Origin of the sequence: Kocuria sediminis (assembly GCF_009735315.1) — a bacterium.
Taxonomy (GTDB): Bacteria; Actinomycetota; Actinomycetes; order Actinomycetales; family Micrococcaceae; genus Kocuria; species Kocuria turfanensis.
Window position 1 is genome coordinate 98,357 of record NZ_WOGU01000011.1, and the last position, 22,911, is coordinate 121,267.

The 22,911-nt window shown below is 75.2% G+C and carries 19 protein-coding genes; 13 read left to right on the plus strand and 6 right to left on the minus strand.

All coding sequences use genetic code 11. From position 1 onward, the window contains the following. Positions 1-9 precede the first annotated feature (9 nt). Together GMA12_RS13555 and GMA12_RS13560 are read left to right on the plus strand one after the other, a co-directional pair. Positions 10-2,118 carry a DNA gyrase/topoisomerase IV subunit B gene (locus GMA12_RS13555; protein ID WP_162459857.1) on the plus strand — a complete coding sequence of 703 codons (2,109 nt, stop codon included), beginning with the start codon at positions 10-12 and terminating at the stop codon, positions 2,116-2,118. 81 nt (positions 2,119-2,199) lie between these two features. Next, positions 2,200-3,252, plus strand: coding sequence for a malate dehydrogenase (locus GMA12_RS13560; protein ID WP_156270009.1), 1,053 nt, complete (start codon positions 2,200-2,202; stop codon positions 3,250-3,252). Between the two features lie 15 nt (positions 3,253-3,267). Here GMA12_RS13560 and GMA12_RS13565 read toward each other — a convergent pair whose 3' ends face one another. After that, a complete protein-coding gene (locus GMA12_RS13565; protein WP_156270010.1) occupies positions 3,268-5,766 on the minus strand; it encodes a DNA gyrase/topoisomerase IV subunit A in 2,499 nt (832 codons plus the stop codon). A gap of 126 nt (positions 5,767-5,892) precedes the next feature. Here GMA12_RS13565 and GMA12_RS13570 point away from each other — a divergent pair, with 126 nt between their 5' ends. The 4 genes from GMA12_RS13570 to GMA12_RS13585 are packed head-to-tail and all read left to right on the plus strand — an operon-like array spanning position 5,893 to position 11,909. Beyond that, a complete protein-coding gene (locus tag GMA12_RS13570) occupies positions 5,893-8,589 on the plus strand; it encodes a bifunctional acetate--CoA ligase family protein/GNAT family N-acetyltransferase (RefSeq protein ID WP_156270011.1) in 2,697 nt (898 codons plus the stop codon). 15 nt (positions 8,590-8,604) lie between these two features. Further along, positions 8,605-9,981 (plus strand): serine/threonine-protein kinase, encoded by a 1,377-nt coding sequence (locus GMA12_RS18560; protein ID WP_370831587.1) that lies wholly within the window; start codon positions 8,605-8,607, stop codon positions 9,979-9,981. Between the two features lie 45 nt (positions 9,982-10,026). After that, positions 10,027-10,737, plus strand: a complete 711-nt coding sequence (locus tag GMA12_RS13580; RefSeq protein WP_156270012.1) for a DUF5998 family protein — start codon at positions 10,027-10,029, stop codon at positions 10,735-10,737. Continuing rightward, on the plus strand, positions 10,734-11,909 hold the full coding sequence (locus GMA12_RS13585) for an alkaline phosphatase family protein (RefSeq protein ID WP_156270013.1): 1,176 nt from the start codon (positions 10,734-10,736) through the stop codon (positions 11,907-11,909). Before GMA12_RS13580 ends, GMA12_RS13585 begins: the two co-directional genes overlap by 4 nt. Positions 11,910-11,929: 20 nt before the next feature. Here the strand turns inward: GMA12_RS13585 and GMA12_RS13590 are convergent, their stop codons facing one another. Both GMA12_RS13590 and sepH read right to left on the minus strand, forming a co-directional pair. Continuing rightward, a complete protein-coding gene (locus GMA12_RS13590; protein WP_156270014.1) occupies positions 11,930-12,688 on the minus strand; it encodes a hypothetical protein in 759 nt (252 codons plus the stop codon). A 159-nt stretch (positions 12,689-12,847) separates the two neighbouring features. Continuing rightward, entirely contained in the window at positions 12,848-14,263 is a 1,416-nt protein-coding gene (sepH, locus tag GMA12_RS13595; RefSeq protein WP_156270015.1) for a septation protein SepH, read from the minus strand. Between the two features lie 299 nt (positions 14,264-14,562). Between sepH and GMA12_RS13600 the strand changes: the two genes are divergently transcribed. After that, positions 14,563-14,865: a DUF4193 domain-containing protein gene (locus GMA12_RS13600; protein WP_156270016.1), complete on the plus strand. Its 303-nt coding sequence runs from the start codon at positions 14,563-14,565 to the stop codon at positions 14,863-14,865. Between the two features lie 93 nt (positions 14,866-14,958). Here GMA12_RS13600 and GMA12_RS13605 read toward each other — a convergent pair whose 3' ends face one another. Continuing rightward, positions 14,959-15,480, minus strand: coding sequence for a DUF3093 domain-containing protein (locus GMA12_RS13605; RefSeq protein ID WP_156270017.1), 522 nt, complete (start codon positions 15,478-15,480; stop codon positions 14,959-14,961). 111 nt (positions 15,481-15,591) lie between these two features. Between GMA12_RS13605 and dut the strand changes: the two genes are divergently transcribed. The 4 genes from dut (at position 15,592) to GMA12_RS13625 (ending at position 17,981) form a co-directional block, all read left to right on the plus strand. Beyond that, on the plus strand, positions 15,592-16,020 hold the full coding sequence (gene dut, locus GMA12_RS13610; protein WP_370831607.1) for a dUTP diphosphatase: 429 nt from the start codon (positions 15,592-15,594) through the stop codon (positions 16,018-16,020). A gap of 65 nt (positions 16,021-16,085) precedes the next feature. Continuing rightward, positions 16,086-16,784: a DUF3710 domain-containing protein gene (locus GMA12_RS13615; RefSeq protein ID WP_156270018.1), complete on the plus strand. Its 699-nt coding sequence runs from the start codon at positions 16,086-16,088 to the stop codon at positions 16,782-16,784. Between the two features lie 3 nt (positions 16,785-16,787). Further along, on the plus strand, positions 16,788-17,180 hold the full coding sequence (locus tag GMA12_RS13620) for a single stranded DNA-binding domain-containing protein (protein WP_240898838.1): 393 nt from the start codon (positions 16,788-16,790) through the stop codon (positions 17,178-17,180). A gap of 30 nt (positions 17,181-17,210) precedes the next feature. Continuing rightward, positions 17,211-17,981, plus strand: a complete 771-nt coding sequence (locus GMA12_RS13625; RefSeq protein WP_156270019.1) for a DUF3159 domain-containing protein — start codon at positions 17,211-17,213, stop codon at positions 17,979-17,981. 15 nt (positions 17,982-17,996) lie between these two features. On the opposite strand, the gene GMA12_RS13630 is transcribed toward GMA12_RS13625, so the two are convergent. After that, positions 17,997-18,680 carry a potassium channel family protein gene (locus GMA12_RS13630; RefSeq protein ID WP_156270020.1) on the minus strand — a complete coding sequence of 228 codons (684 nt, stop codon included), beginning with the start codon at positions 18,678-18,680 and terminating at the stop codon, positions 17,997-17,999. Beyond that, positions 18,680-19,426 carry a potassium channel family protein gene (locus tag GMA12_RS13635; protein ID WP_156270021.1) on the minus strand — a complete coding sequence of 249 codons (747 nt, stop codon included), beginning with the start codon at positions 19,424-19,426 and terminating at the stop codon, positions 18,680-18,682. The genes GMA12_RS13630 and GMA12_RS13635 overlap by 1 nt, the downstream gene beginning before the upstream one ends. Before the next feature lie 85 nt (positions 19,427-19,511). Between GMA12_RS13635 and GMA12_RS13640 the strand changes: the two genes are divergently transcribed. Further along, on the plus strand, positions 19,512-21,518 hold the full coding sequence (locus GMA12_RS13640) for an APC family permease (protein ID WP_162459860.1): 2,007 nt from the start codon (positions 19,512-19,514) through the stop codon (positions 21,516-21,518). Then, a complete protein-coding gene (locus GMA12_RS13645; RefSeq protein ID WP_162459861.1) occupies positions 21,515-22,909 on the plus strand; it encodes a class I SAM-dependent RNA methyltransferase in 1,395 nt (464 codons plus the stop codon). Before GMA12_RS13640 ends, GMA12_RS13645 begins: the two co-directional genes overlap by 4 nt. Positions 22,910-22,911: the final 2 nt, after the last annotated feature.

Below are 22,911 nucleotides of genomic sequence, written 5' to 3' on the forward strand. Positions count from 1 at the left end.
CGTATCCCCGTGACACCGTCCCGTTCCGAGTACAACGCCCGCCACCTCTCCGTCCTCGAGGGCCTCGAAGCCGTCCGGAAGCGGCCCGGCATGTACATCGGCTCCACCGACTCCCGCGGCCTGATGCACTGCGTGTGGGAGATCATCGACAACTCCGTGGACGAGGCGCTGGCGGGGTTCGGGCACCAGATCACGGTGATCCTGCACGCCGACGGCGCCGTGGAGGTCCACGACGACGGCCGCGGCATCCCCATCGACATCGAGCCCCGCACCGGACTGACCGGCGTGGAGGTCGTGTTCACGAAGCTGCACGCGGGCGGGAAGTTCGGCGGCGGCTCCTACAGCGCCTCCGGCGGCCTGCACGGCGTCGGCGCCTCGGTGGTCAACGCCCTCTCCGCACGCCTGGACGTCCAGGTGGACCGGGGCGGGAAGACCCACCAGATGTCCTTCCGCCACGGCGAGCCGGGCCGCTTCCTCGACAAGGGCCGGCCCTCCCCGCACGCGCCCTTCGAGCCGTTCGTGGAGGGCTCGGTGCTCGACGTCGTGGGCAAGGCCAAGCGCGGGGTGACCGGCACCCGGATCCGCTACTGGGCGGACGAGCAGATCTTCACCACCGACGCCCGGTTCAGCTACGAGGAGCTGGCCAAGCGCGCCCGCCAGACGTCCTTCCTGATCCCGGGCCTGCGCATCACCGTGCGCGACCAGCGGGGCCTGCCCGGCACCCCGGGGGAGTTCGGCACCCACGAGGAGGTGTTCCAGCACGACGGCGGGATCTCCGAGTTCGTGGAGTACCTCGCCGCCGACAGCTCCGTCACCGACGTGTGGCGCTTCCACGGCGAGGGCCGGTTCAAGGAGACGGTGCCCGTCCTGGACGAGAGCGGCCGCTCCAAGCTCACCGAGGTCGACCGCACGTGCGAGGTCGACGTCGCCCTGCGCTGGGGGATCGGCTACGACACCTCCCTGCGCTCCTTCGTGAACATCATCGCCACCCCCAAGGGCGGCACGCACCAGGCCGGGTTCGAGGCCGCCCTGCTCAAGACCTTCCGCAAGCAGATCGAGGTCAACGCCCGCAAGCTCAAGGCCGGCAGCGACAAGGTGGAGAAGGACGACGTCCTGGCCGGGCTCACCGCGGTGCTCACCGTGCGGCTGGCCGAGCCGCAGTTCGAGGGCCAGACCAAGGAGATCCTCGGCACTGCGGCCGTGCGCCAGATCGTGGCCCGGGTGGTGGAGAAGGAGCTGACGGCCAAGCTCACCGCGACCGCCCGCCACGACAAGCAGCAGGCCGGGCAGCTGCTGGAGAAGGTCGTGGCCGAGATGAAGTCGCGCATCTCCGCCCGGGTGCACAAGGAGACGCAGCGGCGCAAGAACGCCCTGGAGACCTCCTCCATGCCGGCCAAGCTCGTGGAGTGCCGCTCCAACGACGTCGAGCGCTCGGAGCTGTTCATCGTGGAGGGCGACTCGGCCCTGGGCACCGCCCGGCTGGCCCGGTCCTCGAACCACCAGGCCCTGCTGCCGATCCGGGGCAAGATCCTCAACGTCCAGAAGGCGTCCATCACGGACATGCTCGCCAACGCCGAGTGCGCGGCCCTCATCCAGGTGATCGGCGCGGGGTCGGGCCGCACCTTCGACCTCTCCGCCGCCCGCTACGGCAAGGTCATCATGATGACGGACGCCGACGTCGACGGCGCGCACATCCGCACCCTGCTGCTCACGCTGTTCTACCGCTACATGCGCCCGCTCGTGGAGGCCGGCCGGGTCTACGCCGCCGTGCCACCGCTGCACCGGGTGGAGGTCGTCAACGCGGGCGGCAAGGCCAACGAGATGGTCTACACCTACTCCGAGCGGGAGCTCGCGGACCTGCTCGGGCGGCTGGAGACGGAGGGCCGCCGGTACAAGGAGCCCATCCAGCGCTACAAGGGCCTGGGCGAGATGGACGCCGACCAGCTCGCGGAGACCACCATGGACGTCCGGCACCGGATGCTGCGCCGGATCCGGGTCGAGGACGCCGAGGCCGCCGAGCACGCGTTCTCGCTGCTCATGGGCTCCGAGGTGGCGCCGCGCAAGGACTTCATCATCGAGGGCGCCACGCAGCTGGACCAGGAGCGCATCGACGCCTGAGACCCGGCGGGACCCCGGGCGCGGCGCGGGCCGGAGCACTACGCTGGGCAGGGACGACCGTCCCCGAGGAAGGATCCCCGCATGACCGCCTCCGGCCCGCACTCCCGTCCCGACGCCCCCCGCCGGTCCCGCCCCGCGACGGTCACCGTCACCGGTGCCGCCGGGCAGATCGGCTACGCCACGGTCTTCCGGGCCGCGGCGGGCGACCTCCTCGGTCCCGACACGCCGATCCGCCTGCACCTGCTCGAGCTGCCGCAGGCGCGGCGGGCGGCAGAGGGCACGGCCCTGGAGCTCCAGGACGGCGCGTTCCCGCTGCTCGAGGGCGTGGAGGTCTTCGACGACGCCGACGCGGCCTTCGACGGGGCCTCGGTCGGCCTGCTCATCGGGGCCCGTCCCCGCTCCCAGGGCATGGAGCGGGCGGACCTGCTCGAGGCCAACGCCGGGATCTTCTCGGTGCAGGGCCGGGCCGTCAACCGGGGCGCGGCGGAGGACTTCCGGGCGGTGGTGGTCGGCAACCCCGCGAACACCAACGCCTACATCGCCGCCTCGCACGCCCCGGACGTGCCCCGGGAGCGGTTCACCGCCCTCACCCGGCTGGACCACCACCGGGCGGTCGCGCAGCTGGCCGAGGCCACGGGCGCCCGGGTGGCGGAGATCCGGGGGGTGGCGATCTGGGGCAACCACTCCGCGAGCCAGTACCCGGACCTGACCCACGCCACGGTCGCCAGCCGGCCGGCCCTGGAGGTGCTGGCCGAGCAGGGCCTCGGCCTGGACTGGGTGGACCGCACCTTCATCCCGCGGGTGGCCGGCCGCGGCGCGGAGATCATCGACGTGCGCGGCGGGTCCTCCGTGGCCTCGGCCGCCCACGCCGCCCTGTGCCACGTGCGCGACTGGGCGCTCGGCACCCCGGCGGACACGTGGACGTCCATGGCGGTGCCCTCCGACGGCTCCTACGGCGTGCCGGAGGGCCTCGTCAGCTCCTTCCCCGTGGTCTGCCGGGACGGGCGGGCCGGGATCGTCCCGGACCTGGCGCTCGACGACTTCTCGCGGACCCGGCTCGAGCGCTCCGTGCGCGAGCTCGAGGAGGAGCGGGAGGCCGTGCAGCAGCTCGGGCTGCTCGGCCCCCGGCGCTGACCTCCCCGCCGGACCTCAGGAGTAGGCCGGGCCCACCGCGTCGATCACCTGGTCGGTGGGCACCCCGGAGCCGTCGCGGCGCCCGTGCTCGACGGGCAGGGCCCGCGCCACGCCCGTGGCCGAGACGGCCTTGGCCGGACCGTGCCCCGCCCAGGCCAGGACCAGCCCCGTCTCGCCCTTGAGGAACCGGTGGGCGCGCACCCCGCCCGTGGCCCGGCCCTTGGGCGGGTACTCCGCGAAGGGCGTGACCTTCACCGAGTACCGGGACATCCCCGGCAGCACCTCGTCCGCCCGGGCCAGCGTCACGACCACCGGCGTCTCGTCGGCGGCGCGCACCGTCCCGAAGAACAGCACGGCGTCACCCGGGGTCAGCTTGATCCCCGCCACCCCGCCGGCGGTGCGGCCCTGGGGGCGCACCGCGCCCGCCTCGAAGTGCAGCAGCTTGCCCTCCTGGGTCACGAACACCAGCTCGTCGTCCTCGGCCGCGGACTCGGCGAGGCCGACGACCTCGTCGCCGTCCTTGAGCGTGATGACCTCCCACTCCTCGCGGTTGAGGGGGTACTCCGGGTTCACCCGCTTCACCACGCCGTTGCGGGTGCCCAGGGCGAGCACGGACCCCAGCGGGGCGAGGCCCACGAGCCGCTCGCCGCGGCCCAGCGTGAGGAACTCCTTGACCGGCACGCCGTCGCCGAGCTTGGGGGTGCCCTCGAAGGCCGTGAGCACGGGCACGTCCATCACCTGCACGCGCACCATCCGCCCGGACGAGGTGACGGCCCCGATCTCCGAGCGCGCGGTGGCGCGCACCACGGAGGCCAGGGCGTCGTGCTTGAGCCGCCGCGGCGGGTCCACCAGCGGGTCCTGGGAGGAGGAGCGGGCGAGCTGGCCGGAGGTGGACAGGAAGACCCAGCACGGGTCGTCGGCGATCTCCAGGGCGAGCCCCCCGCCGCCGCGGCCCGGGGCCGGGGCGGCCGCGGCCGCGGCCGCGGCCGGCAGCGCCTCGGACTCGAGCAGCTCGGTGCGCCGGTCGTCGCCGTGCACGGCGGCGACCTCGGCGAGCTCGGCGGAGACCAGGGCCCGCAGGCGGGCGTCCGAGGCGAGGACCTCCTCCAGCTCGGCGATCTCCCCGCGCAGCTCCTCCTGCTCCTTCTCCAGCTCGATCCGCGAGTACTTGGTGAGCTGGCGCAGGCGCAGCTCGAGGATGTGGTCGGCCTGGACCCGGGTGAGGTCGTACACGGTCATCAGCCGCTCCCGGGCCACGGCGGTCTCGTCGGAGGACCGGATGATCTGGATGACCTCGTCGATGTCGACGATCGCCACGAGCAGCCCCTCGACCAGGTGCAGCCGGTCGCGCCGCTTGGCCAGGCGGAAGCCCGTGCGCCGGCGCACCACGGAGAGCCGGTGCTCCACGTAGACCCGCAGCAGCTCGAGCAGGCCCATGGTGCGGGGCCGCCCGTCCACCAGGGCCACGTTGTTGATCCCGAAGGAGTCCTCCATCGGCGTGTACTTGTACAGCTGCTGGAGCACCGCCTGCGGGTTGAAGCCGTTCTTGACCTCGATCACCAGGCGCATGCCGTTCTTGCGGTCGGTGAGGTCCACGACGTCGGAGACGCCCTGCAGCTTCTTCGCCTGCGCGGCCTCCTTGATCTTCTCGGTGACCTTCTCCGGCCCCACCATGTAGGGCAGCTCGGTGACCACGATGCCCTGCTTGCGCGGGGAGACCTGCTCGATCGAGACCTTCGCCCGGGTCTTGAAGGACCCCCGCCCGGTCCGGTACGCGTCCCGGATCCCGTCCAGGCCCACGATCCGCCCGCCCGAGGGCAGGTCCGGGCCGGGGACGAAGCGCATCAGCTCCTCGAGGGTGGCCTCGGGGTGCTCCACGAGGTGCCGGGCCCCGGCCACGACCTCGCGCAGGTTGTGCGGGGCCATGTTCGTGGCCATGCCCACCGCGATGCCGGAGGACCCGTTCACCAACAGGTTCGGGAACGCGGCCGGCAGCACGCCGGGCTGGAAGAACTGGTTGTCGTAGTTGGGCACGAAGTCCACGACGTCCTCGTCGAGGTCGGCCGTGAGGGCCAGCGCCGCGGGGGCCATGCGGGCCTCGGTGTAGCGGGAGGCGGCCGGGCCGTCGTCGAGGGAGCCGAAGTTGCCGTGCCCGTCCACGAGGGGCAGGCGCATCGCGAAGGGCTGGGCGAGGCGGACCATCGCGTCGTAGATCGCGGAGTCGCCGTGCGGGTGCAGCTTGCCCATCACCTCGCCCACCACCCGGGCGCTCTTGACGTGGCCGCGGTCCGGGCGCAGGCCCATCTGGTTCATCATGAACAGGATCCGGCGCTGGACGGGCTTGAGCCCGTCCCGGGCGTCGGGGAGGGCCCGGGAGTAGATCACGGAGTACGAGTACTCCAGGAAGCTCGTCTCCATCTCGGAGGTCACGTCGATGTCGACGATGTTCTCCCGGAAGTCGGCGGGCAGCTCGTCCTCGGCGGACGGGCGGGAGGACGCACGGCGGCGAGCCATCAAAGCGGGGGGTCCTTCGGTCGGGGATGGGCCCGGGCGGCCCCGGCGACTCGGCGGGCGAGATCGTGCGGGGACGCACCGGGACGCACCGTTGACGGTGCGGGTTTGTCTACTAGCCTGAAGTCTATGGTTCCAGAGACCGCGGACACGGAAGAGGCCGCCCGGTACCCCGAGTACTGGGAGGCGGACGTGATGCTGCGCGACGGCGCGACGGCACACCTGCGCCCCATCGCCCCGCAGGACCGCGACGCCCTGCTGGCGTTCCACCAGTCGCAGTCCGAGGACAGCATCTACCTGCGGTTCTTCTCCTACAAGCCCACCCTCTCGGCGCGCGAGCTGGACCGGTTCACCCGCGTGGACCACAAGGACCGCGTCTGCTTCGTGCTGCTGCTGGGGGAGCAGATCGTCGGGGTGGGCCGCTACGACCGCACGGAGGACCCGCACGACGCCGAGGTCGCGTTCATGATCTCCGACGCCCACCAGGGGCGGGGGATCGGCTCGATCCTCCTGGAGCACCTCGCCGCCGCGGCGCGGGAGAACGGGATCGACCACTTCTCCGCCGAGGTGCTGCCCGAGAACCGGAAGATGCTGCGCGTGTTCGCGGAGGCCGGCTACGAGCTGACCCGCCGCTTCGACGACGGCGTGGTCGTGGTGGGCTTCGACATCGACCCCACGGAGAAGTCGCTGGCCGTGATGGCCGCCCGCGAGCACCGGGCGGAGGCCCGCTCGATCGCCGATCTGGTCACCCCCTCCTCGATCGCGGTCATCGGCGCGTCGCGGGACCCCGGCCACGCCGGGCACGCCCTGGTGGAGCACCTGCTCGCCTCCGGGTTCGCGGGCCGGCTGAGCGGGGTGAGCCCCACGCCGTTCGCGCGGGAGGGCATGACCCACGCCACCTCGATCGGCGAGGTCCCGGAGCGCGTGGACCTGGCCCTGATCGCGGTGCCGGTGGACCAGGTGGCCGACGTCGTCGACCAGTGCGGCGCGGCGGGCGTCCGCGCCGTGGTCGTGGTCACCGGGGGCTACGCCGAGGCGGGGGCGGAGGGCCGGGCCCGGCAGACCGAGCTCGTGCGCCGCGCCCGATCCCACGGCATGCGCCTGGTCGGGCCGGCGAGCCTGGGGCTGTACCGCACGGACCCGGAGGGCCGCTTCAACGCCTCCGTGCTGCCCACGACCCCGCGGCAGGGACCGCTGGGGCTGTTCAGCCAGTCCGGGGCCATCGGGATGATGCTCAACGCCGCAGCGCTGCGGCACAACGTGGGCGTGTCCACCTACCTCTCGGCCGGCAACCGCGCGGACGTCTCCGGCAACGACATGATGCAGTACTGGGAGGACGACACCGCGACCCGCGCCTGCGGGCTCTACCTGCAGTCCGTGGGCAACCCCCGCAAGTTCTCCCGCATCGCCCGCCGGCTGTCGCTGAACAAGCCCGTCATCGTGGCCAAGAGCGAGGTCACCGGGCTGCGGCTGCCGCCGGGCCACACCGGGCGCACCACCCAGGCCCCGCCCGGCGCCCTCGACGCGATGTTCCGCCAGGCCGGGGTGATCCGCGCCGACACCAGCGAGCACCTCATGGACGTGGCCGGCATCCTGGCCGGCCAGCCGCTGCCGGCCGGACCCCGCACGGCGCTGGTGTCCAACGCGCTCGCCCTGGGCCAGCTCATGGAGGACCGCTGCACCCAGCTGGGCCTGGAGACCGCCGTGACCCAGGCGTCGGTGTCCACCGCCGACGGCGGCGAGCGGGCCCTCCAGACTCTGCGGGCCGCCGTGGATCGCAGCCTCGGCGCCGAGGGCGTCGACGCCGCCGTGGTCACGCTCATGCCGATCCCCGGCACTGTGCCGGGGCAGATCGCCGAGACCGTGGGGCGGGTGGGCCGGGAGCACGGCAAGCCGGTGGTCGTCGCCTTCACCGGCAGCACCGAGCCGGGCGCCGCGTCCGTGCTGCACCACGCCGAGGACGGCCTGGACGTGCCGTGCTTCGACTCGCCCGGGGCCGCTCTGCGGGCGCTGGCCAAGGTCGTGGACTACACCCGGTGGCGCGCCCAGGACCAGGGCCGCTTCGCCGAGCCGCCGGGGATCGACGCGGAGGCCGCCGAGACGTTCGTGGAGACGGTGCTGCCCCGCGTCCCCGGCGACGGGCTGCTGGAGCTGGACGCCGACCGGTCGCGCACGCTGCTGGCGACCTACGGGATCGGGCTGCTGCCCAGCGCCCGGTTCACCGACCCGGCGGACGCGCCCGCCGCCGCCGAACGGCTGGGCTACCCGGTGGCGCTGAAGACCACCGACCCGAACCTCCGCCACCGCCTGGACCTCGGCGGGGTGCAGCTCAACATCCAGGACGGCGAGCAGCTGCGGGCGGCGATCTCGACCATGCACCGGGCCCTGGCCCCCTTCGGCTCCTTCGACCTCGAGGTCCAGTCCATGGCCCCCACGGGCCAGGCCGTGGTCGTGCGCGCCATCGAGGACCCGCTGATCGGTCCCGTGGTCTCCTTCGGGATGGCCGGGGACGCGGTGAACCTCCTGGAGGACTGGGCCCACCGGGTGCCGCCGCTCACCGACATGGACGTGCGGCGGATGGTCCGGGAGCCCAAGGCCTCCCGCAAGCTCTTCGGCCACCAGGGGGTCCCGGCCGCCGACGTGGACCGGCTCGAGGCCCTCGTGGCCCGGGTCGCGCTGCTCAAGGACCGGCACCCGGAGATCGCCCGCGTGGAGCTCAACCCGGTGCTGGTCTCCAGCGACTCCCTCACGGTGCTCGGCGCGTCGGTGGGGATCGGCAACCCGCGGCAGCGGACGGACAGCGCTCGCCGGGCGATGCGCAGCTAGGCGGTCCCGGACCTCGTGGCGGACACCATAGCCGGTCGGTACACCCTCATCGACCCCATCGCGCGCGGCGGCAGCGGAGCCGTGTGGCGGGCGTGGGACGGCCGGCTCCAGCAGCTGTGCGCCGCCAAGGTGCTGCGCCAGCGGGACTCCGCGGACCTGCTCCGGTTCGCCCGGGAGCAGTCCGTGAAACTGGACCACCCGCACGTGCTCGCCCCGTACGGCTGGGCCGCGGAGGACGAGCACGTCGTCATCGCCATGCCGCTGGTCCACGGCGGGACCCTGGAGTCCGCCCTGCAGGACAACGGCGCCGCCTCCGCGGAGCTCACCGAGGAGGTCCTCGCCCAGCTGCTGCGGGCCCTGCAGTTCGTGCACGCCCAGGGGTGGGTCCACCGGGACGTGAAGCCGGGCAACCTCATGCTGGAGAGCACCGGCACCGGACGCCCCCACGTGTTCCTCTCGGACTTCGGCATCGCCGTGCGCGTGCAGGACGCCCGCCTCACCCGGACGGGCACCGTGGTGGGCACGCCCGGCTACCTGCCGCCCGAGGCCTACGGGCTCGCCGACCCGGCCCCCGCCCAGGACCTCTACGCGGCGGGGATCACCGCGCTGCGGATGCTCGACCCGGCCCTCGAACCGGAGGGCAGCCTCGGGCCCGCCGACGCGCGCGCGGTCGTGGGGGAGCAGGGCGACCTGGCGGAGCACCTCGCGGCGCTGCTCACCCCCGATCCGGCGCTGCGCCGCGACGCCGCGTCGGCCGTGCTGGACGCGCTCACCGCGGGCGCGGCCGCCCGCACGTTCGACCCGGCGCTCACCCGCGACGGGGAGCCCTTCGAGATCTTCGACGTCCTCGACCCGCTGCCGGAGCCCTGGGCCACCCGGGTGCGCGAGGGCTGGGAGGGCCCGGACGGGACCGCGAGCGGGGCACCCGCCACCGGCGACGGGGCGTGGGGCGCGGCGGGCGGCGCGGAGGACGAGGGACCGGACACCGTCGCCTCGGGCGCCGCGACCCCGGGCGGCCACACCCCCGGGAGCACCGATGCGGCGACCGGCAGGGGGAGCGGCACGCGGTCCACCGGCCCGGCCGCCGCCGCCGTGCCGACGACGGAGACCCTGGCCGCCCCGCCGGACCCGGCCCCGGCCGGGCGCCGCCGCGGCGGCGCGCTCACCGGCCTGCTCCTGGGCCTCGTCGGCCTGACGGCGCTGCTCGCCGGATACCTGCTGCTGGACCCCCTGGGCTCCGCCCAGCAGGCGCCCGCTCCCGGGGCCACCACCTCGCCCACCCCGGCACCGACCTCGAGCCCGGAGCCGACGACGTCGGGACCGGTCCAGCTCGAGCAGGTCTGCGAGGACATCGGCGGGGGCCAGCAGGAGTGCTACTTCCGGGTGCCCTGACGGCCGTGTTGGGCGCGGGCGCGGGCGTGGGGGAAAATGGCCCCCATGACGTATTCAGGTGAGCGCGGCCAGCGGCTGGTCGAGGACATCAACAAGGCCGGCTTCTATCCGCAACTGGTGATCGACGTGGTCCAGGACTCGCTGGACGGCCGGTCCCCGGTCTCCCACCTCGTGCAGCTCGAGACGCACATCGACCGGACCGAGGTGCACCGGCACATCACCGTGCTGGTCCTGGCCGAGGACGTCCTGCACGTCACGCACGTGGACGACGAGGAGTTCGACGAGAGCGGCCGCGACGTGGTGGCCCGGGTCTCGACCGAGACGGTGGGGATCTCCCAGATCCGCTCCGTCACGCTCAGCTACTCGTACTACCAGCCGGCCAACTACCGGCCGGACAGCCCCATCTCCGAGGTGACCCTCGCGATCGCGTGGACCGGGACGCTGCACGTGGACCTGGCGCCCGCCCTGTGCGACGACCCGCAGTGCCAGGCCGACCACGGCTACACCGGCACGGCCGCGCGGGAGGACATCGTGCTGCGGATCAGCTCCGAGGCGGACGGCCCCGCCGCGGTCGAGGGCGCGCGGGAGTTCGCGCGCACGCTGCGCCGGGCCAACCTCTCCCCGCTCACCGACGGCGCCCAGATCGCCCAGCCCGCACACGGGCGCGTGCCGGCCCCGCGGCGTGGCCCCACCGCGACCCCGCGCACACGGTTCACCGACCGGTTCACCGGCCGGGACGGCGGCCCCGCCCGATGAGGGCGGTCGAGGAGGTCCTGCCCGGCCTGCCCGGGGACCTGCCGCAGCCGCCCCGCTACGGGCGGCGCACGGTCGCGGAGGTCATGTCCTCGGCCGCCGCGTCCCTGGGCGTGCCGGGCTTCGAGGACGTGCTGGGACTGCCTGCTGCCCGCCGCGTCGTCGTCGTCCTCGCGGACGGGCTCGGACGCGCCCAGCTGCGGGCCCGCGCCGGGCACGCCCCCACGCTCGCCGGGGCCAGGAACCTGGCCACCCTGGACGCCGCGTTCCCCACGACCACCGCGTCCTCCCTCGCGTCCCTGGGCACCGGCGCCGCCCCCGGGGCGCACGGGCTCGTGGGCTACGACGTGCTGGACCCGGAGCGGGACACGGTCGTCAACCAGCTCGGCGGCTGGGACGCCGCCGTGGACCCGCGGGCCTGGCAGCCCCTGCCCACGGTGCTGGAGCGCGCCGCCGAGCACGTCGACGTGGTGACCGTCAGCCGGCACAAGTTCGCCGACTCGGGGCTCACCCACGCCGCCCTGCGCGGGGGCCGGTTCGTGGCCGCCGACGGCCCCGCGGCGCGCGTGAGCACCGCGCTGGACCAGCTGACCGCCGGCCGGGACGCCCTCATGTACTTCTACTGGGACGAGCTCGACCGCACCGGGCACGCCAAGGGCTGGGAGTCCTGGGAGTGGACGGCCCAGCTCGAGGAGCTCGACGCGTCCCTGCGCCGGCTCGTCGACCGGGTGCCGGCCGGGACCACCGTCCTGGTGACCGGCGACCACGGCATGGTCGACGTGCCCCCGGACGCCCGGGTCGAGGTCTCCCGCGTGCCCGGGCTGCTCGACGGTGTCCGCCACACCGCCGGGGAGCCGCGCATGGTGCAGCTGCACCTCGAGCCGGACGCGACTCCGGGAGACGTGCAGGCGCTCGTGGCGGCCTGGCGGGAGCGCTTCGGCTCCCGGGTGTGGCTGTTCTCCCGGGAGGCCGCCCTCGAAGCGGGCTACTTCGGGCCCCCCGGGCTGGTGCGCGAGGCCGTGCGCGCCCGCATCGGCGACCTGCTGGTCGCGGCCAAGGACCCGCTGGCGCTGTTCGACCTCGGCCGGGCCCGTCCCAGTGTTCTCTCGATGGTGGGCCAGCACGGCTCGCTCACCCGGGCCGAGCGCGAGGTGCCGCTGCTGCGGCTGAGCTGAGCGCGGACGCGGCCGCCCGGTCAGGGGGTGTCCGCGGCCTCGTCCTCGGGGCTCTCCACGGGCGTCGGCACCGGGGCGCCCGGGGTGGCCTCCGCAGCCGCCTCCTCGCCGGCGGCGGCCTGCTCCGCGAGCGGTTCCTCGTCGGGCCTCTCGTCGGCCGCGTCCTCGTCGTCGCCGGGCAGGGGGCTGACGGTGCCCGGCGCCGGGGTCCCGGCCGGGCTCGAGGGAGCGGGCGCGGGCACGGCCGGAGCGGGCTCGGCCGGCGCGGGGACCACCGGTGCGGGGGCCACCGGCACGGGGACCACAGGGGCCGGCGTCACCGGGGCGGGGGCGACGGGGACGGGGGCCACGGGCTGCGGCGCGACGGGGGCGACCGGGGCGGGGGCCACGGGTGCGACGGGCTCCGGCGTCGGCTCCGGGGACGGACCGGGCGTGGGCGTCCGGGTCGGGGACCGGGTGGGCGCGGGGGAGGGCGTGCGGGACGGCGTGGGCGTGGCGGCGGGCGTGCGGCTCACGGAGGGAGCCGGGACGAACTGCGCCTCCCGGCCGGCCCCGAACAGGTCGCGCCCCACCCCGCCGAGATAGAGGACGCCGACGCCGGCCAGCACCACGAGGACCACCGCGCCGAGCACGAGCCCCGCCACGACCCGGCCGGGCCCGGAGCCCCGGGCCGGTTCGTCCGGTGAGCCGGATCCGGCCCGGTCGGCGGACCCCGTCGGCCCGGCGACGCCGTCGCGCTCGTCCTCACCGAACAGATCGTCCTCGATCGAATTGCCCATGACGTGCTGCCCCTGACGTGGTTCCGTGCGTCCGGGCCGCGCGCAGGACGGGGGAGCGCGCGAGCCCGCGGGAGCGGCGCGGACCGGCCCCTGACGCGTGCACTCTATCCCGTGGCCGTCCCGGCGCGCCGGAGGCCGGCGCGTGCCGGGCCCGGGAGCTCAGTCGGAGGAGCTGCCGAAGACGATCTCGTCCCAGCTGGGCACGGAGGAGCGCGCCGAGCGGCGGGCCTTGGCGGTCCGGTTGCGCGGCCGGGGCCGCTCGGGCGCGGCGCTCTCGCCGCCGGACGGGTCGGTGTCCGCGTCCCCGGGCCCGCCCGCGTCACGCGTGCCGGCGCGCTCGGAGCCCTCGCCGGCGGGGTCCGCGGCCTCGGCGGCGCCGGGCGTGGAGCCGCCGGCCGGCGCCTCCGGGGCGGACGGCCGGAGTGCGGCGACCGGGCCCGGGACGTCCTGCGCCGGGCGGCCCTGCTCCGGCCGGTCCTGCGCGGCGGCGTCCTGCGGAAGTGCGTCCTGCGGAGGTGCGTCCTGGCCGGCGGGGTCCTGGACAGCCGCGTCCTGCTCGGCGGCGCGGGGGGCGGCGGTGCCCTCGGGGGCGGCCGGTGCCGTGCCGGGGCCGTCCTGGGGCGCGCCGCGGTCCTCGGGCGTGTCCTGCGGGGCCGTCGCCCGCGCGGCCGGGTCGGCGTCGGGGAACCGGGTGGCGGGCTGGAAGGGCCGGTCGAACACCGGGGTGTCCTCTGGTGCGGCCAGCGGGCGCGGCCGCCGCTCGACGTGTCCCATACCGCGGCCCAGCAGCTCCGCCAGGGCGTCGTCGCCCTCCACGTCCTCGCCGATGCGCTGACCGCGCCGGGCCTGCAGGACGTCGAGCAGGTCGTCGGCCTCCACGGCGGAGCGGCGCAGCTGCGTGAGCTCCGGGTCGAGCCCGCCGTCCAGGACGCCCAGGCCGGCGCCGAGCGGGGTGTCCGGGGCGCCCGGCTCGGTGAGGGCCTCGGCCCAGGAGTTGGCCGGGCGCACGCTCTGGTTCGCCGGGTTGTAGAGCCACTCGGCCTGGGGCTCGTCCTCGGTGGGGGTGGCCCCGGCATCGGTCACGGCGAACCGGGCGACCACGGTCCACAGGTGGTCCTCGCGCTGCCAGGAGTCCCACTCCAGCGAGGAGGGGTCCACGCCCAGGTCCCCGGCCCGGTGGGCCACGGCCCGGCCGAGGGTCAGCGGCTCGCCCTCGAAGACGGAGTGGTAGCCCCGGTGCGCGGAGCGGTCCTCGATCTCGACCTTCTGCGCCTCGGCGGCGATGTGGGCGCGCTCGGCGAGGATCGGCCACTCGTAGCGGCGGACGCGGGCGGCCTCCCAGCCGCTCTCGGCCACGATCTCCTCGACCGTGGCCCCGGCGCGGAACCGGGCCTGGATCTCGCGCGGGCCGAACTGGCCCGTGCCCCGGGGGCGGGAGCCGGCGAGGCGCCGGGCGCGCTGGACGGCCAGGCGCAGCTCCTGGTCGATCCGCAGCAGGCGGCGGGTGCCCGTCTCGTCCTCGACGACCAGGTGCTCACCGTCGTCGTGCACACCTGCCAGGCGCAACTGCTCCATGCTGTCATTCCTCCGGGTGGTTCTCGGGTGCGCTCGCGGTCGTCGAGCGGGGACTGCGCGGCGGGGCCGGCGGCTGCGGGCGTGGTGCCGGTGCGACCCTGCGCCCCAATCCTACTGGCCGCCGCACGGGGGCCGCCGGACGCCGTCCGCGAACCGCTCCGACCGCGTGTTCGCGGGCCGGAGCACGGTTGGATTTTTGCCCTCACATGGTGAACAATCTACGCGATACAGAGCCCGGTGGGCGGCGCGGCAGCCGCCTCGGAGCTCGCCCTGGACCCATCTTGGAGCGAAGACCGACTATGGCCACTGACTACGACGCGCCGCGCAAGCAGGACGACGAGCTCAAGGAGGACTCGATCGAGGAGCTGCAGCAGACGCGCCGCAGCGACCCGCAGTCGGGCAGCGTCGACGAGGACGAGGCGGCGGCGGCCGAGAGCTTCGAGCTGCCCGGGGCGGACCTCTCCAACGAGGAGCTCTCCGTGGTGGTGCTGCCGGCGCAGGAGGACGAGTTCACCTGCGGCTCGTGCTTCCTGGTGCGGCACCGGTCCCAGGTCGCCGAGGAGAAGAACGGCGTCAAGTACTGCATCGAGTGCGTGGGCTGAGCACCGCACCCGCCCGACCGCCCGAGAACCGGAGGAGCCCCGCCGCGACGCACGTCGCGGCGGGGCTCCTCCGTCCGGTCCCGGGCGTACGGCTCACACCGGCTGGGACAGCACCTCCACGATCCGCTCCGGGTGCCGCGTCGACGTCAGCCAGTACGGGGTCGGGTCCACGGGGTCGGTGATGCGGATCCGCACCACCGGGCCCACGGACGCCCGGAAGTTCATGAACGCCCGGCCGTCGAGCTCGGGGCCGCGCACGCGGCGCACCTCGTCGCCGCGGAAGGCCTCGGCGGCGCCGACGAAGCGGCGCTCGATCCGGGCCCGGCCGACCTGCAGGAACTCGTCGGTGATCACGATGGAGCTCGTGGAGGCGACCAGCGCCACGGCCGTGCCGCCCGCGGCCACGAGGGCGGCGAGCCCGGCCACCCAGGGATTGATGGGCGCGAGCGCCACGAGGGCGACCAGGCCGGTGAAGAGGACGAGGAGCCACATCCACCACGCGGCGGTGAGCTTCTCCTCGTAGAGGACCCGGGCCCCGGGGGCGCCGGCCGGGGACGGGCGGGCACCGCGGGGGTCGTCGGACGGGGACGCGCTGGAGGAAGCAGGGTGGGACATGAGTCAAGGTTCTCACGACCGCGGGCGTGGTCCGGCGCGTTAGAGTGGGGCACTGTGAACGACCAGTCGACAGGCCACCGGCCTTCCCCGGGCCCCGGGCGCCCGCTCAGCATCGCGCTGCAGGCCCTCGACCCGGACCTCCCCCTGCCCGTGTACGCGAAGGCCGGCGACGCCGGCGCGGACCTGCGCTCGCGCGCGGACCTGACCCTCGGCCCCGGTGAGCGCGCCCTGGTGCCCACGGGCGTGGCGATCGCGCTGCCCGAGGGCTACGCCGGCTTCGTCCATCCGCGCTCGGGTCTGGCCGCCCGCCACGGCATCACGGTGGTCAACGCCCCCGGCACGGTGGACGCCGGCTACCGCGGGGAGATCATGGTGACGCTGCTCAACACGGACCGGGACGAGCCCTTCCGGGTCAGCCGCGGGGACCGCATCGCCCAGCTCGTGGTGCAGCGCGTGGAGCAGGCCGTCTTCGAGGTCGTCGACGCCCTGCCGGGGTCCGAGCGCGGCGGGACGGGCTTCGGCTCCAGCGGCACCGCCTGACCACGAGCTGACCCGAGAGCTGACGCCACGAGCCGGCACGCGTGCCGGCGGAGGAGAACGAGAACATGTTCGGTCGCAAGAAGAAGAAGCCGGCGGCGCAGGACGCCCCGGAGCAGCCGCAGGACGCCGCGGAGGCGCAGCCGGCACCGCCCGCGGAGCCGCAGGGCCCGCTGGACGTGGCCCAGCTCGAGGACCGGGACGGCTACCTCGACCTGGGTGCGCTGCTCGTGCGGCCCCGGCCGGGGCTGGGGGTGCGCCTGGAGGTCGACGAGCGGACCCAGCGGCCGCGCGCGGTGGCGCTCGACCTCGCCGGCGGCTCCGTGCAGGTCCAGGCGTTCGCCGCGCCCCGGTCCGAGGGGCTGTGGGAGGAGGTCCGCCGTGAGCTCGTCCAGTCCCTGCGCGAGGGCAACGGGGAGCCCACGGTGGAGGAAGGGCCCTTCGGGCTGCAGGTGCTCACCCGCTTCCCGGCCACCGCCTCGGACGGGACCCGCGGCTTCCGCCTGGCGCGCTTCGTCGGCATCGACGGGCCCCGCTGGTTCGTGCGCGCGGTGTTCACGGGCACCGCCGCGGTGGCGGCCGAGTCCGCCGCCCTCGAGGAGGTCGTGCGCGAGCTCGTCGTGGTGCGCGGGGACCGCCCCATGCCCCCGCGGGAGCTGCTCCCGCTGACCGTGCCGGAGGGCTCCGTCCGGGCGCCGGCCCCGCAGCCGGAGGCCGGGCCCGTGGCCCCGCCGCGGCGCGGTCCCGAGATCACCGAGATCGGCTGAGCCGTGGCGCACGCGCAGAACGGCTCGCCCCGGGCGGGGTCGGCGACGGGGGCGATCGACGTGGTGACCGAGGCCCCCGTGTGCGCCGGGGACCTCGACCCGGCGGCCGCCGGCGGCCGGCACCGGGTGATGGCCACCGGCCAGGTGGTCGAGGTGACGGTGCCCCCGGTGACCGGGGCGCAGAACTACACGGCGCTGCTGGTGCCGGAGTGCGCGCGGGAGCCCGGCGCCGCCGAGCCCCGCGCGCTGCTGCTCGTGTGGCAGGGCCAGCGCAGCGTGCCGGGCGTGACCGCCGGGACGCGGCTGCGCTGCGTGGGGGTCGTGAGCTTCCGCGACGGCCGCCCCACCATGTTCAACCCGCGCTACGAGATCATCGCCAAGCAGGTCAGCAGATAGGACGGAACAGCACATGTGGCAGGTCGACGGATGACGCGTCCCGGGGAGCCGGACGAGACGGCGGGCCGCGGCCCGCGCCGCTCCGGGATGGAGGACTCGATGGCCGCCTACGCGGCACGCTCCGGCATGCGGCGCAAGGACAACGGCCAGCTCGACGTGCTGCACGCCGTCGGGGGCTGGCGGGGCCTGGCCGAGACGATCCTGCCCGGCTTCGTGTTCCTGGCCGTGCTCCTGGCGGGCGACGCCCTGGGCGTGGCCCTGCTGGCGTCCCTCGGGACCGCGGCCGCGTTCACGGTGCTGCGCCTGGCCCGGCGCCAGAGCCTCGTCCAGGCGGTCTCCGGCGTGGTGGGGGTGGGCGTGTGCGCGCTGTTCGCCCGGGCCACCGGCGAGGCCCTGGACTACTACGTCCCCGGATTCTGGATCAACACGGTCTCCTTCGTGGGCCTGGGGATCTCGCTGCTCGCGGGCTGGCCGCTGCTCGGGGTGTTCTACGGCTACATCCGCGGGGAGGGCACCCAGTGGCGTGACGTCCCGGTGCGCCTGCGCGCCTACCGGGTGGCCACGGTGATGCTCATGGCCATGTTCGCGGCCCGGCTCCTGGTCCAGGTGCCGCTGTACTTCGCGGGGAACCTCACCGGGCTGGGCGTGGCCCGGCTGGTCATGGGCGTGCCCCTGTACGCGCTGACCCTGTGGCTGGCGTGGCTAGTCTCCCGGCCGCCGCAGCAGATCGCCGCCGAGCAGGACGGTGCAGAGCAGGACGGTGCAGAGCAGGACGGCGCCGAGCAGGACAGCGCCGGCTGAGCGGCCCGGCCCGGCTCAGCCCTGGGGCGGCTCGTGCTGGTCGGCGGTCGTGAACATCGCGCGCAGCTGCCCCTCGCCCGCGGCGGTGGAGACGAAGAAGAGCTGGTCGGCACCCTCGAGCACGTCGTCGCCGGAGGGGGTGATGGGCACGCCGTCGCGCAGGATCGCCACGAGCGTCACGTCCGGGGGCCACGGCACCTGGGAGACCATCGAGGCGATGACCGGGTGCTCGTGCGGGACGGTGTAGGCGGAGAGGGTCGCCCCGCCCGTCTGCAGGGTCAGCAGCCGCACCACGTCGCCCACCTCCACGGCCTCCTCCACCAGCGCCGTCATCAGGCGCGGTGTGGAGACGGCCACGTCCACGCCCCACGCGTCGTCGAAGAGCCACTCGTTCTTGGGGTTGTTCACCCGGCCCACCGTGCGGGGCACCCCGAACTCGCTGCGCGCCAGCAGGGACACCACCAGGTTCGCCTTGTCGTCGCCCGTGGCGGCGACGACGACGTCGGTCTCCTCCAGACCGCCCTCCCGCAGCGTGGAGAGCTCGCAGGCGTCCCCGATGATCCACTGGGCGCCGCGCAGGTCGGAGCGCCCGATCACCTCGGGCTTCTCGTCGAAGATCACCACCTCGTGGTGGTGGGAGAGCAGCTCCCGGGCGATCGAGGCCCCCACGGCGCCCGCGCCCACCACGACCACGCGCATCAGCTGCCTCCCGGGTAGGTGCGGTCGGAGCCGGACGCGTCCTCGGCGTCGCGGCGCAGGGAGTTGGCGAAGTCCAGGACCTCCGGGTCCGGCGGGCGGGAGAGGACGCGCGAGACCGCCTCCACCTCGCCCGTGCGCATCATCGCGTGCACCACGTCCCCCTGCTGGTAGCTGGTGTCCGGGCCGGGCAGGACGCCCTCCCCGAAGCGGGTCACGAAGGCCACGCGCACCCCGGCGGCCTCCTCGATCGCCTCCAGGTGCAGGCCCGACCACGAGTCGTCGAGGGACAGCTCGCCCAGCTGCAGCCGCCCCGAGGCCTCCCGGAAGTCGGCGGTGATCGACTGCTCGGGCAGGATCCGGCGCAGCGCCTGGTCCGCGCTCCAGCGCACGGCGGCGACCGTGGGGATGCCCAGGCGCTGGTAGAACTCCGCGCGGGAGGGGTCGTAGATGCGGGCGACCACGTGGCGGACCTTGAAGGTCTCGCGCGCCACCCGCGCGGCGATGATGTTGGAGTTGTCCCCGCTGGAGACGGCCGCGAACGCGTAGGCCTCCTCGATCCCGGCCCGGCGCAGCACCTCGCGGTCGAAGCCCAGCCCGGTGACCTTCCTGCCCTCGAAGGACTTGCGCAGCCGGCGGAAGGCACGGTCGTCCTGGTCGATCACCGCCACGGTGTGCCCGGAGTCCTCCAGGGTGTGGGCGACCATCACGCCGACGCGCCCCACGCCCATGATCACGAAATGCGCCATGTCCTCAGCCTAGGCCACGCAGGGCGGCGCACCTCACGCCCGCCCCGGCGGACAATCGGTGCCGGACGGACTACCGTGGGGAGCCGTGCAGAGCATTCCCCGGGCGCTGCGCCGCGCACTCGTCGGCAAGCCCATCCACAACGAGCGGTTCCGCGACGCCGTGCTGCCCAAGCGCACGGCGCTGCCGGTGTTCTCGGCGGACGCGCTGTCCTCGGTGGCCTACGCGCCGGACGAGATCATCCTCACGCTCGCCCTGGCCGGGACCACGGCGGTGGCGATCTCCCCGTGGGTGGGGCTGGCCGTGCTCGTGGTGCTCGCCGTGGTGATCGCCGCCTACCGGCAGAACGTGCGCGCCTACCCCTCCGGCGGCGGCGACTACGAGATCGTCTCCAAGAACCTCGGGCGCACCGCCGGCGTCGGGGTCGGGGCGGCCCTGATGGCCGACTACGCGCTGGTCGTGGCGGTGTCCATGGCCACCGCCGCGCAGTACGTCACGGCGGCCCTGCCCGGGGTGGCCGACCGGCGGGTCGAGCTCGCGGTGGCGGGGGTGCTGCTCGTCGGGCTCCTCAACCTGCGCGGGCTGGCCTTCATCGGCCGGGCCGCCGCGGTGCCCACCTACTTCTTCCTGGCCGTGCTCGCCGCGCTGCTGCTCGTGGGCCTGGGCCAGGACCTCACCGGGTCCCTGGGCCAGGCCCCGAGCGCGGACCGGGAGGTCCTCCCCGCGGCCGGCCTCGACGCCGGGCTGACCGGCCTGGCGGGGGCGCTGCTGGTGCTCCGGGCCTTCTCCTCCGGGGCCGTGGCCCTGACCGGCGTGGAGACCATCACCAACTCCGTGCCCTACTTCCGCAAGCCGCGCGCCGCCAACGCGGCGGCCACCCTCGGCCTGCTGGGCGCGCTCTCGGCGGCCATGCTCGCCGGCGTCATGTACCTCGCGGACCGCACGGACGTCGTCGTCGTCGGCAACCCCGCGGAGCAGCTGCTCGTGGACGGGCGGCTCCCGGGCCCCGACTTCTTCCAGGACCCCGTCCTGGGCCAGCTCGCCAAGACGGTCTTCGGCACGGAGTCGCTGTGGTTCTACGTGCTCGTGGCCGCCACCGTCGGGGTGCTGGTGCTCGCCGCCAACACGGCCTTCTCCGGGTTCCCCACGCTGGCGTCCCGCCTGTCCCGCGACGCCTTCCTGCCGCGGCAGCTGCAAGCGCGCGGGGACCGGTTCGCCTTCACCAACGGCATCCTGCTGCTGCTGCTCGTGGCCGTGGGCCTCATCGTGGCGTTCGGGGCCAACGTCAACAGCCTCATCCAGCTCTACATCGTGGGCGTGTTCGTCTCCTTCACCCTCACCCAGGCGGGCATGGTCCGGCACTGGGGGCGGGTCCGGCGGATGCGGCCCCACCCCGGGGTGCGGCGGGAGCTGTTCGGCCGCCGGGCGGTGGCCCTGGTCGCCTTCGTGCTGTGCGCGGCCGTGCTCGTGGTCGTGCTCGTGACCAAGCTGACCCAGGGCGCGTGGATCACCCTCGTGGCCATCGTGCTCCTCAGCGCCGTGATGGCCGGAGTCCGCCGGCACTACGACGCCGTGGACGCCGAGCTCGCCCTGCAGCCGGACTCCCCGGTGCGGGCCCTGCCCTCCCGGGTGCACGCGATCATCTACGTCTCGTCCGTGCGCAAGCCCCTCATGCGCGCCCTCGCCTACGCCCGGGCGTCCCGGCCCTCGACCCTCGAGGCCGTGGTGGTGGACACCAACGCCGCCGCCACCCGGCGGATCCTGGACGAGTGGCAGCGGCTCGAGATCCCGGTGCCCGTCACCGTGCTCGACGCCCCCTACCGGGACACCATCGGCCCCGTGGTCGACCACGTGCGCGGGGTCCGCCGGAAGTCCCCGCGGGACCTGGTCGTGGTCTACCTGCCCGAGTACGTGGTGCGCCACCGCTGGGAACGGCTGCTGCACAACCAGGCGATCCGCCCGCTGCGCGCCCGCCTGCACCAGGAGCGCGGGGTCATGACGGCCTCCGTGCCCTGGCACCTGTCCTCGGCCGCCGGCCAGGACGTCGGCCCCGAGTCCGCCCCCGCCCCCCAGCAGAGAGCCGCCCGCCCGTGACCTCCCCGCACTCCCCGGCCACCCCCGCCCAGCACGACGAGCTCGAGCTGCGCCTCGGCCCGGTCGCCCACGGCGGCCACACCGTGGCCCGCACCGGCGAGGGCCGGGTGGTGTTCGTCCGCCACGGCCTGCCCGGGGAGCTGGTCCGTGTCCGGCTCACGGAGGCCGGGCCCGAGGCGCGCTTCTGGCGCGGGGACGTGGTCGCGGTCCTGGAGGCCGACCCCGGCCGCCGCGACCGGCACGTCTGGGCCCCGGCCGACCCCCTCCGCACGTGGCGGCGCGGCGAGCCGCCCGTGGGCGGGGCGGAGTTCGGCCACGCCGAGCTCCCGGCCCAGCGCCGGCTGAAGGCTGCCGTGGTCGCCGAGCAGCTCTCCCGCCTGGCCGGTCTCGACACCCGAGTCGAGGTCGAGGCCATGCCCGGTGAGGACCCTCTGGGCCTGGGCTGGCGCACCCGGGCGCACTTCGCCGTGGACGCCGCCGGGCGGATCGGGATGCATCCCCACCGCAGCGCCGCCGTCGTCCCGGTCGAGAGCTTCCCGCTCGTCGTCCCGGCGATCGACGACCTGCGGCTGGCGGCGCTGGACCTGCGGGGCGTGGCGCGCGTGGACGTCGCGGCCCCGGCCGGCGGGGGGACGCCGCTGGTCCACCTGGCCCTGGCCGCCGGGGCCGACCGGCAGCGGCTGCGCCGGGAGCTGGAGCGCCTCGCCGCCGGCCGGGAGGTCTCCGTCACCGCCCGCGCCGAGGACTCGCGCGAGCTCGAGACGTGGTCGGGGCGCCCCGCCGTCGTCGAGCACGCCGGCGCCCACCGCTGGGAGGTCTCGGCCGAGGGCTTCTGGCAGATCCACCGCAGCGCCCCCGGTCTGCTGCTCGAGGCGGTGCCGGCCGCGGCCGGGGCACGCCCGGGAGAGCACGCCCTCGACCTGTACGCGGGCGCGGGCCTGTTCACGGCCGCGCTCGCGGACGCGGTCGGCCCCGCCGGGTCCGTGCTCGCGGTCGAGGGCTCGCCGGTCACCAGCGCCGACGCGCGGCGCACCTTCGCGGACCGCCCGCAGGTCCGGGTGGAGCGCGGCAGCGTCGACAAGGTCGCGGCCCGGCTCTGGCCGGGCACCGCCGGGCCCCGGGGGCGGAGGTCCCCGGGACGGGCCCGGGCGGCGGCCCGGCCGGACGTCGTGGTCCTGGACCCGCCCCGGGCGGGCGCCGGGCGGGTCGTCGTGGACCAGCTCGTGGCCCTGGCCCCGCGCCGGATCGCCTACCTCGCCTGCGACCCGGCCACCCTGGCGCGGGACCTCGGCCGGTTCCGCCGGGCCGGGTGGCGGGTGCGGTCGGTGCGGGCCTTCGACATGTACCCCAACACCCACCACGTCGAGACCCTGGCGGTCCTGGAGCCCTGAGC

Bases quoted from the DNA above. Each gene is read 5' to 3' on its own strand.
- GMA12_RS13560 (WP_156270009.1), top strand. From the start codon at position 2,200: ATGACCGCCTCCGGCCCGCACTCCCGTCCCGACGCCCCCCGCCGGTCC.
- GMA12_RS13565 (WP_156270010.1), bottom strand. From the start codon at position 5,766: ATGGCTCGCCGCCGTGCGTCCTCCCGCCCGTCCGCCGAGGACGAGCTG.
- GMA12_RS13570 (WP_156270011.1), top strand. From the start codon at position 5,893: ATGGTTCCAGAGACCGCGGACACGGAAGAGGCCGCCCGGTACCCCGAG.
- GMA12_RS13580 (WP_156270012.1), top strand. From the start codon at position 10,027: ATGACGTATTCAGGTGAGCGCGGCCAGCGGCTGGTCGAGGACATCAAC.
- GMA12_RS13585 (WP_156270013.1), top strand. From the start codon at position 10,734: ATGAGGGCGGTCGAGGAGGTCCTGCCCGGCCTGCCCGGGGACCTGCCG.
- GMA12_RS13590 (WP_156270014.1), bottom strand. From the start codon at position 12,688: ATGGGCAATTCGATCGAGGACGATCTGTTCGGTGAGGACGAGCGCGAC.
- sepH (WP_156270015.1), bottom strand. From the start codon at position 14,263: ATGGAGCAGTTGCGCCTGGCAGGTGTGCACGACGACGGTGAGCACCTG.
- GMA12_RS13600 (WP_156270016.1), top strand. From the start codon at position 14,563: ATGGCCACTGACTACGACGCGCCGCGCAAGCAGGACGACGAGCTCAAG.
- GMA12_RS13605 (WP_156270017.1), bottom strand. From the start codon at position 15,480: ATGTCCCACCCTGCTTCCTCCAGCGCGTCCCCGTCCGACGACCCCCGC.
- GMA12_RS13615 (WP_156270018.1), top strand. From the start codon at position 16,086: ATGTTCGGTCGCAAGAAGAAGAAGCCGGCGGCGCAGGACGCCCCGGAG.
- GMA12_RS13625 (WP_156270019.1), top strand. From the start codon at position 17,211: ATGACGCGTCCCGGGGAGCCGGACGAGACGGCGGGCCGCGGCCCGCGC.
- GMA12_RS13630 (WP_156270020.1), bottom strand. From the start codon at position 18,680: ATGCGCGTGGTCGTGGTGGGCGCGGGCGCCGTGGGGGCCTCGATCGCC.
- GMA12_RS13635 (WP_156270021.1), bottom strand. From the start codon at position 19,426: ATGGCGCATTTCGTGATCATGGGCGTGGGGCGCGTCGGCGTGATGGTC.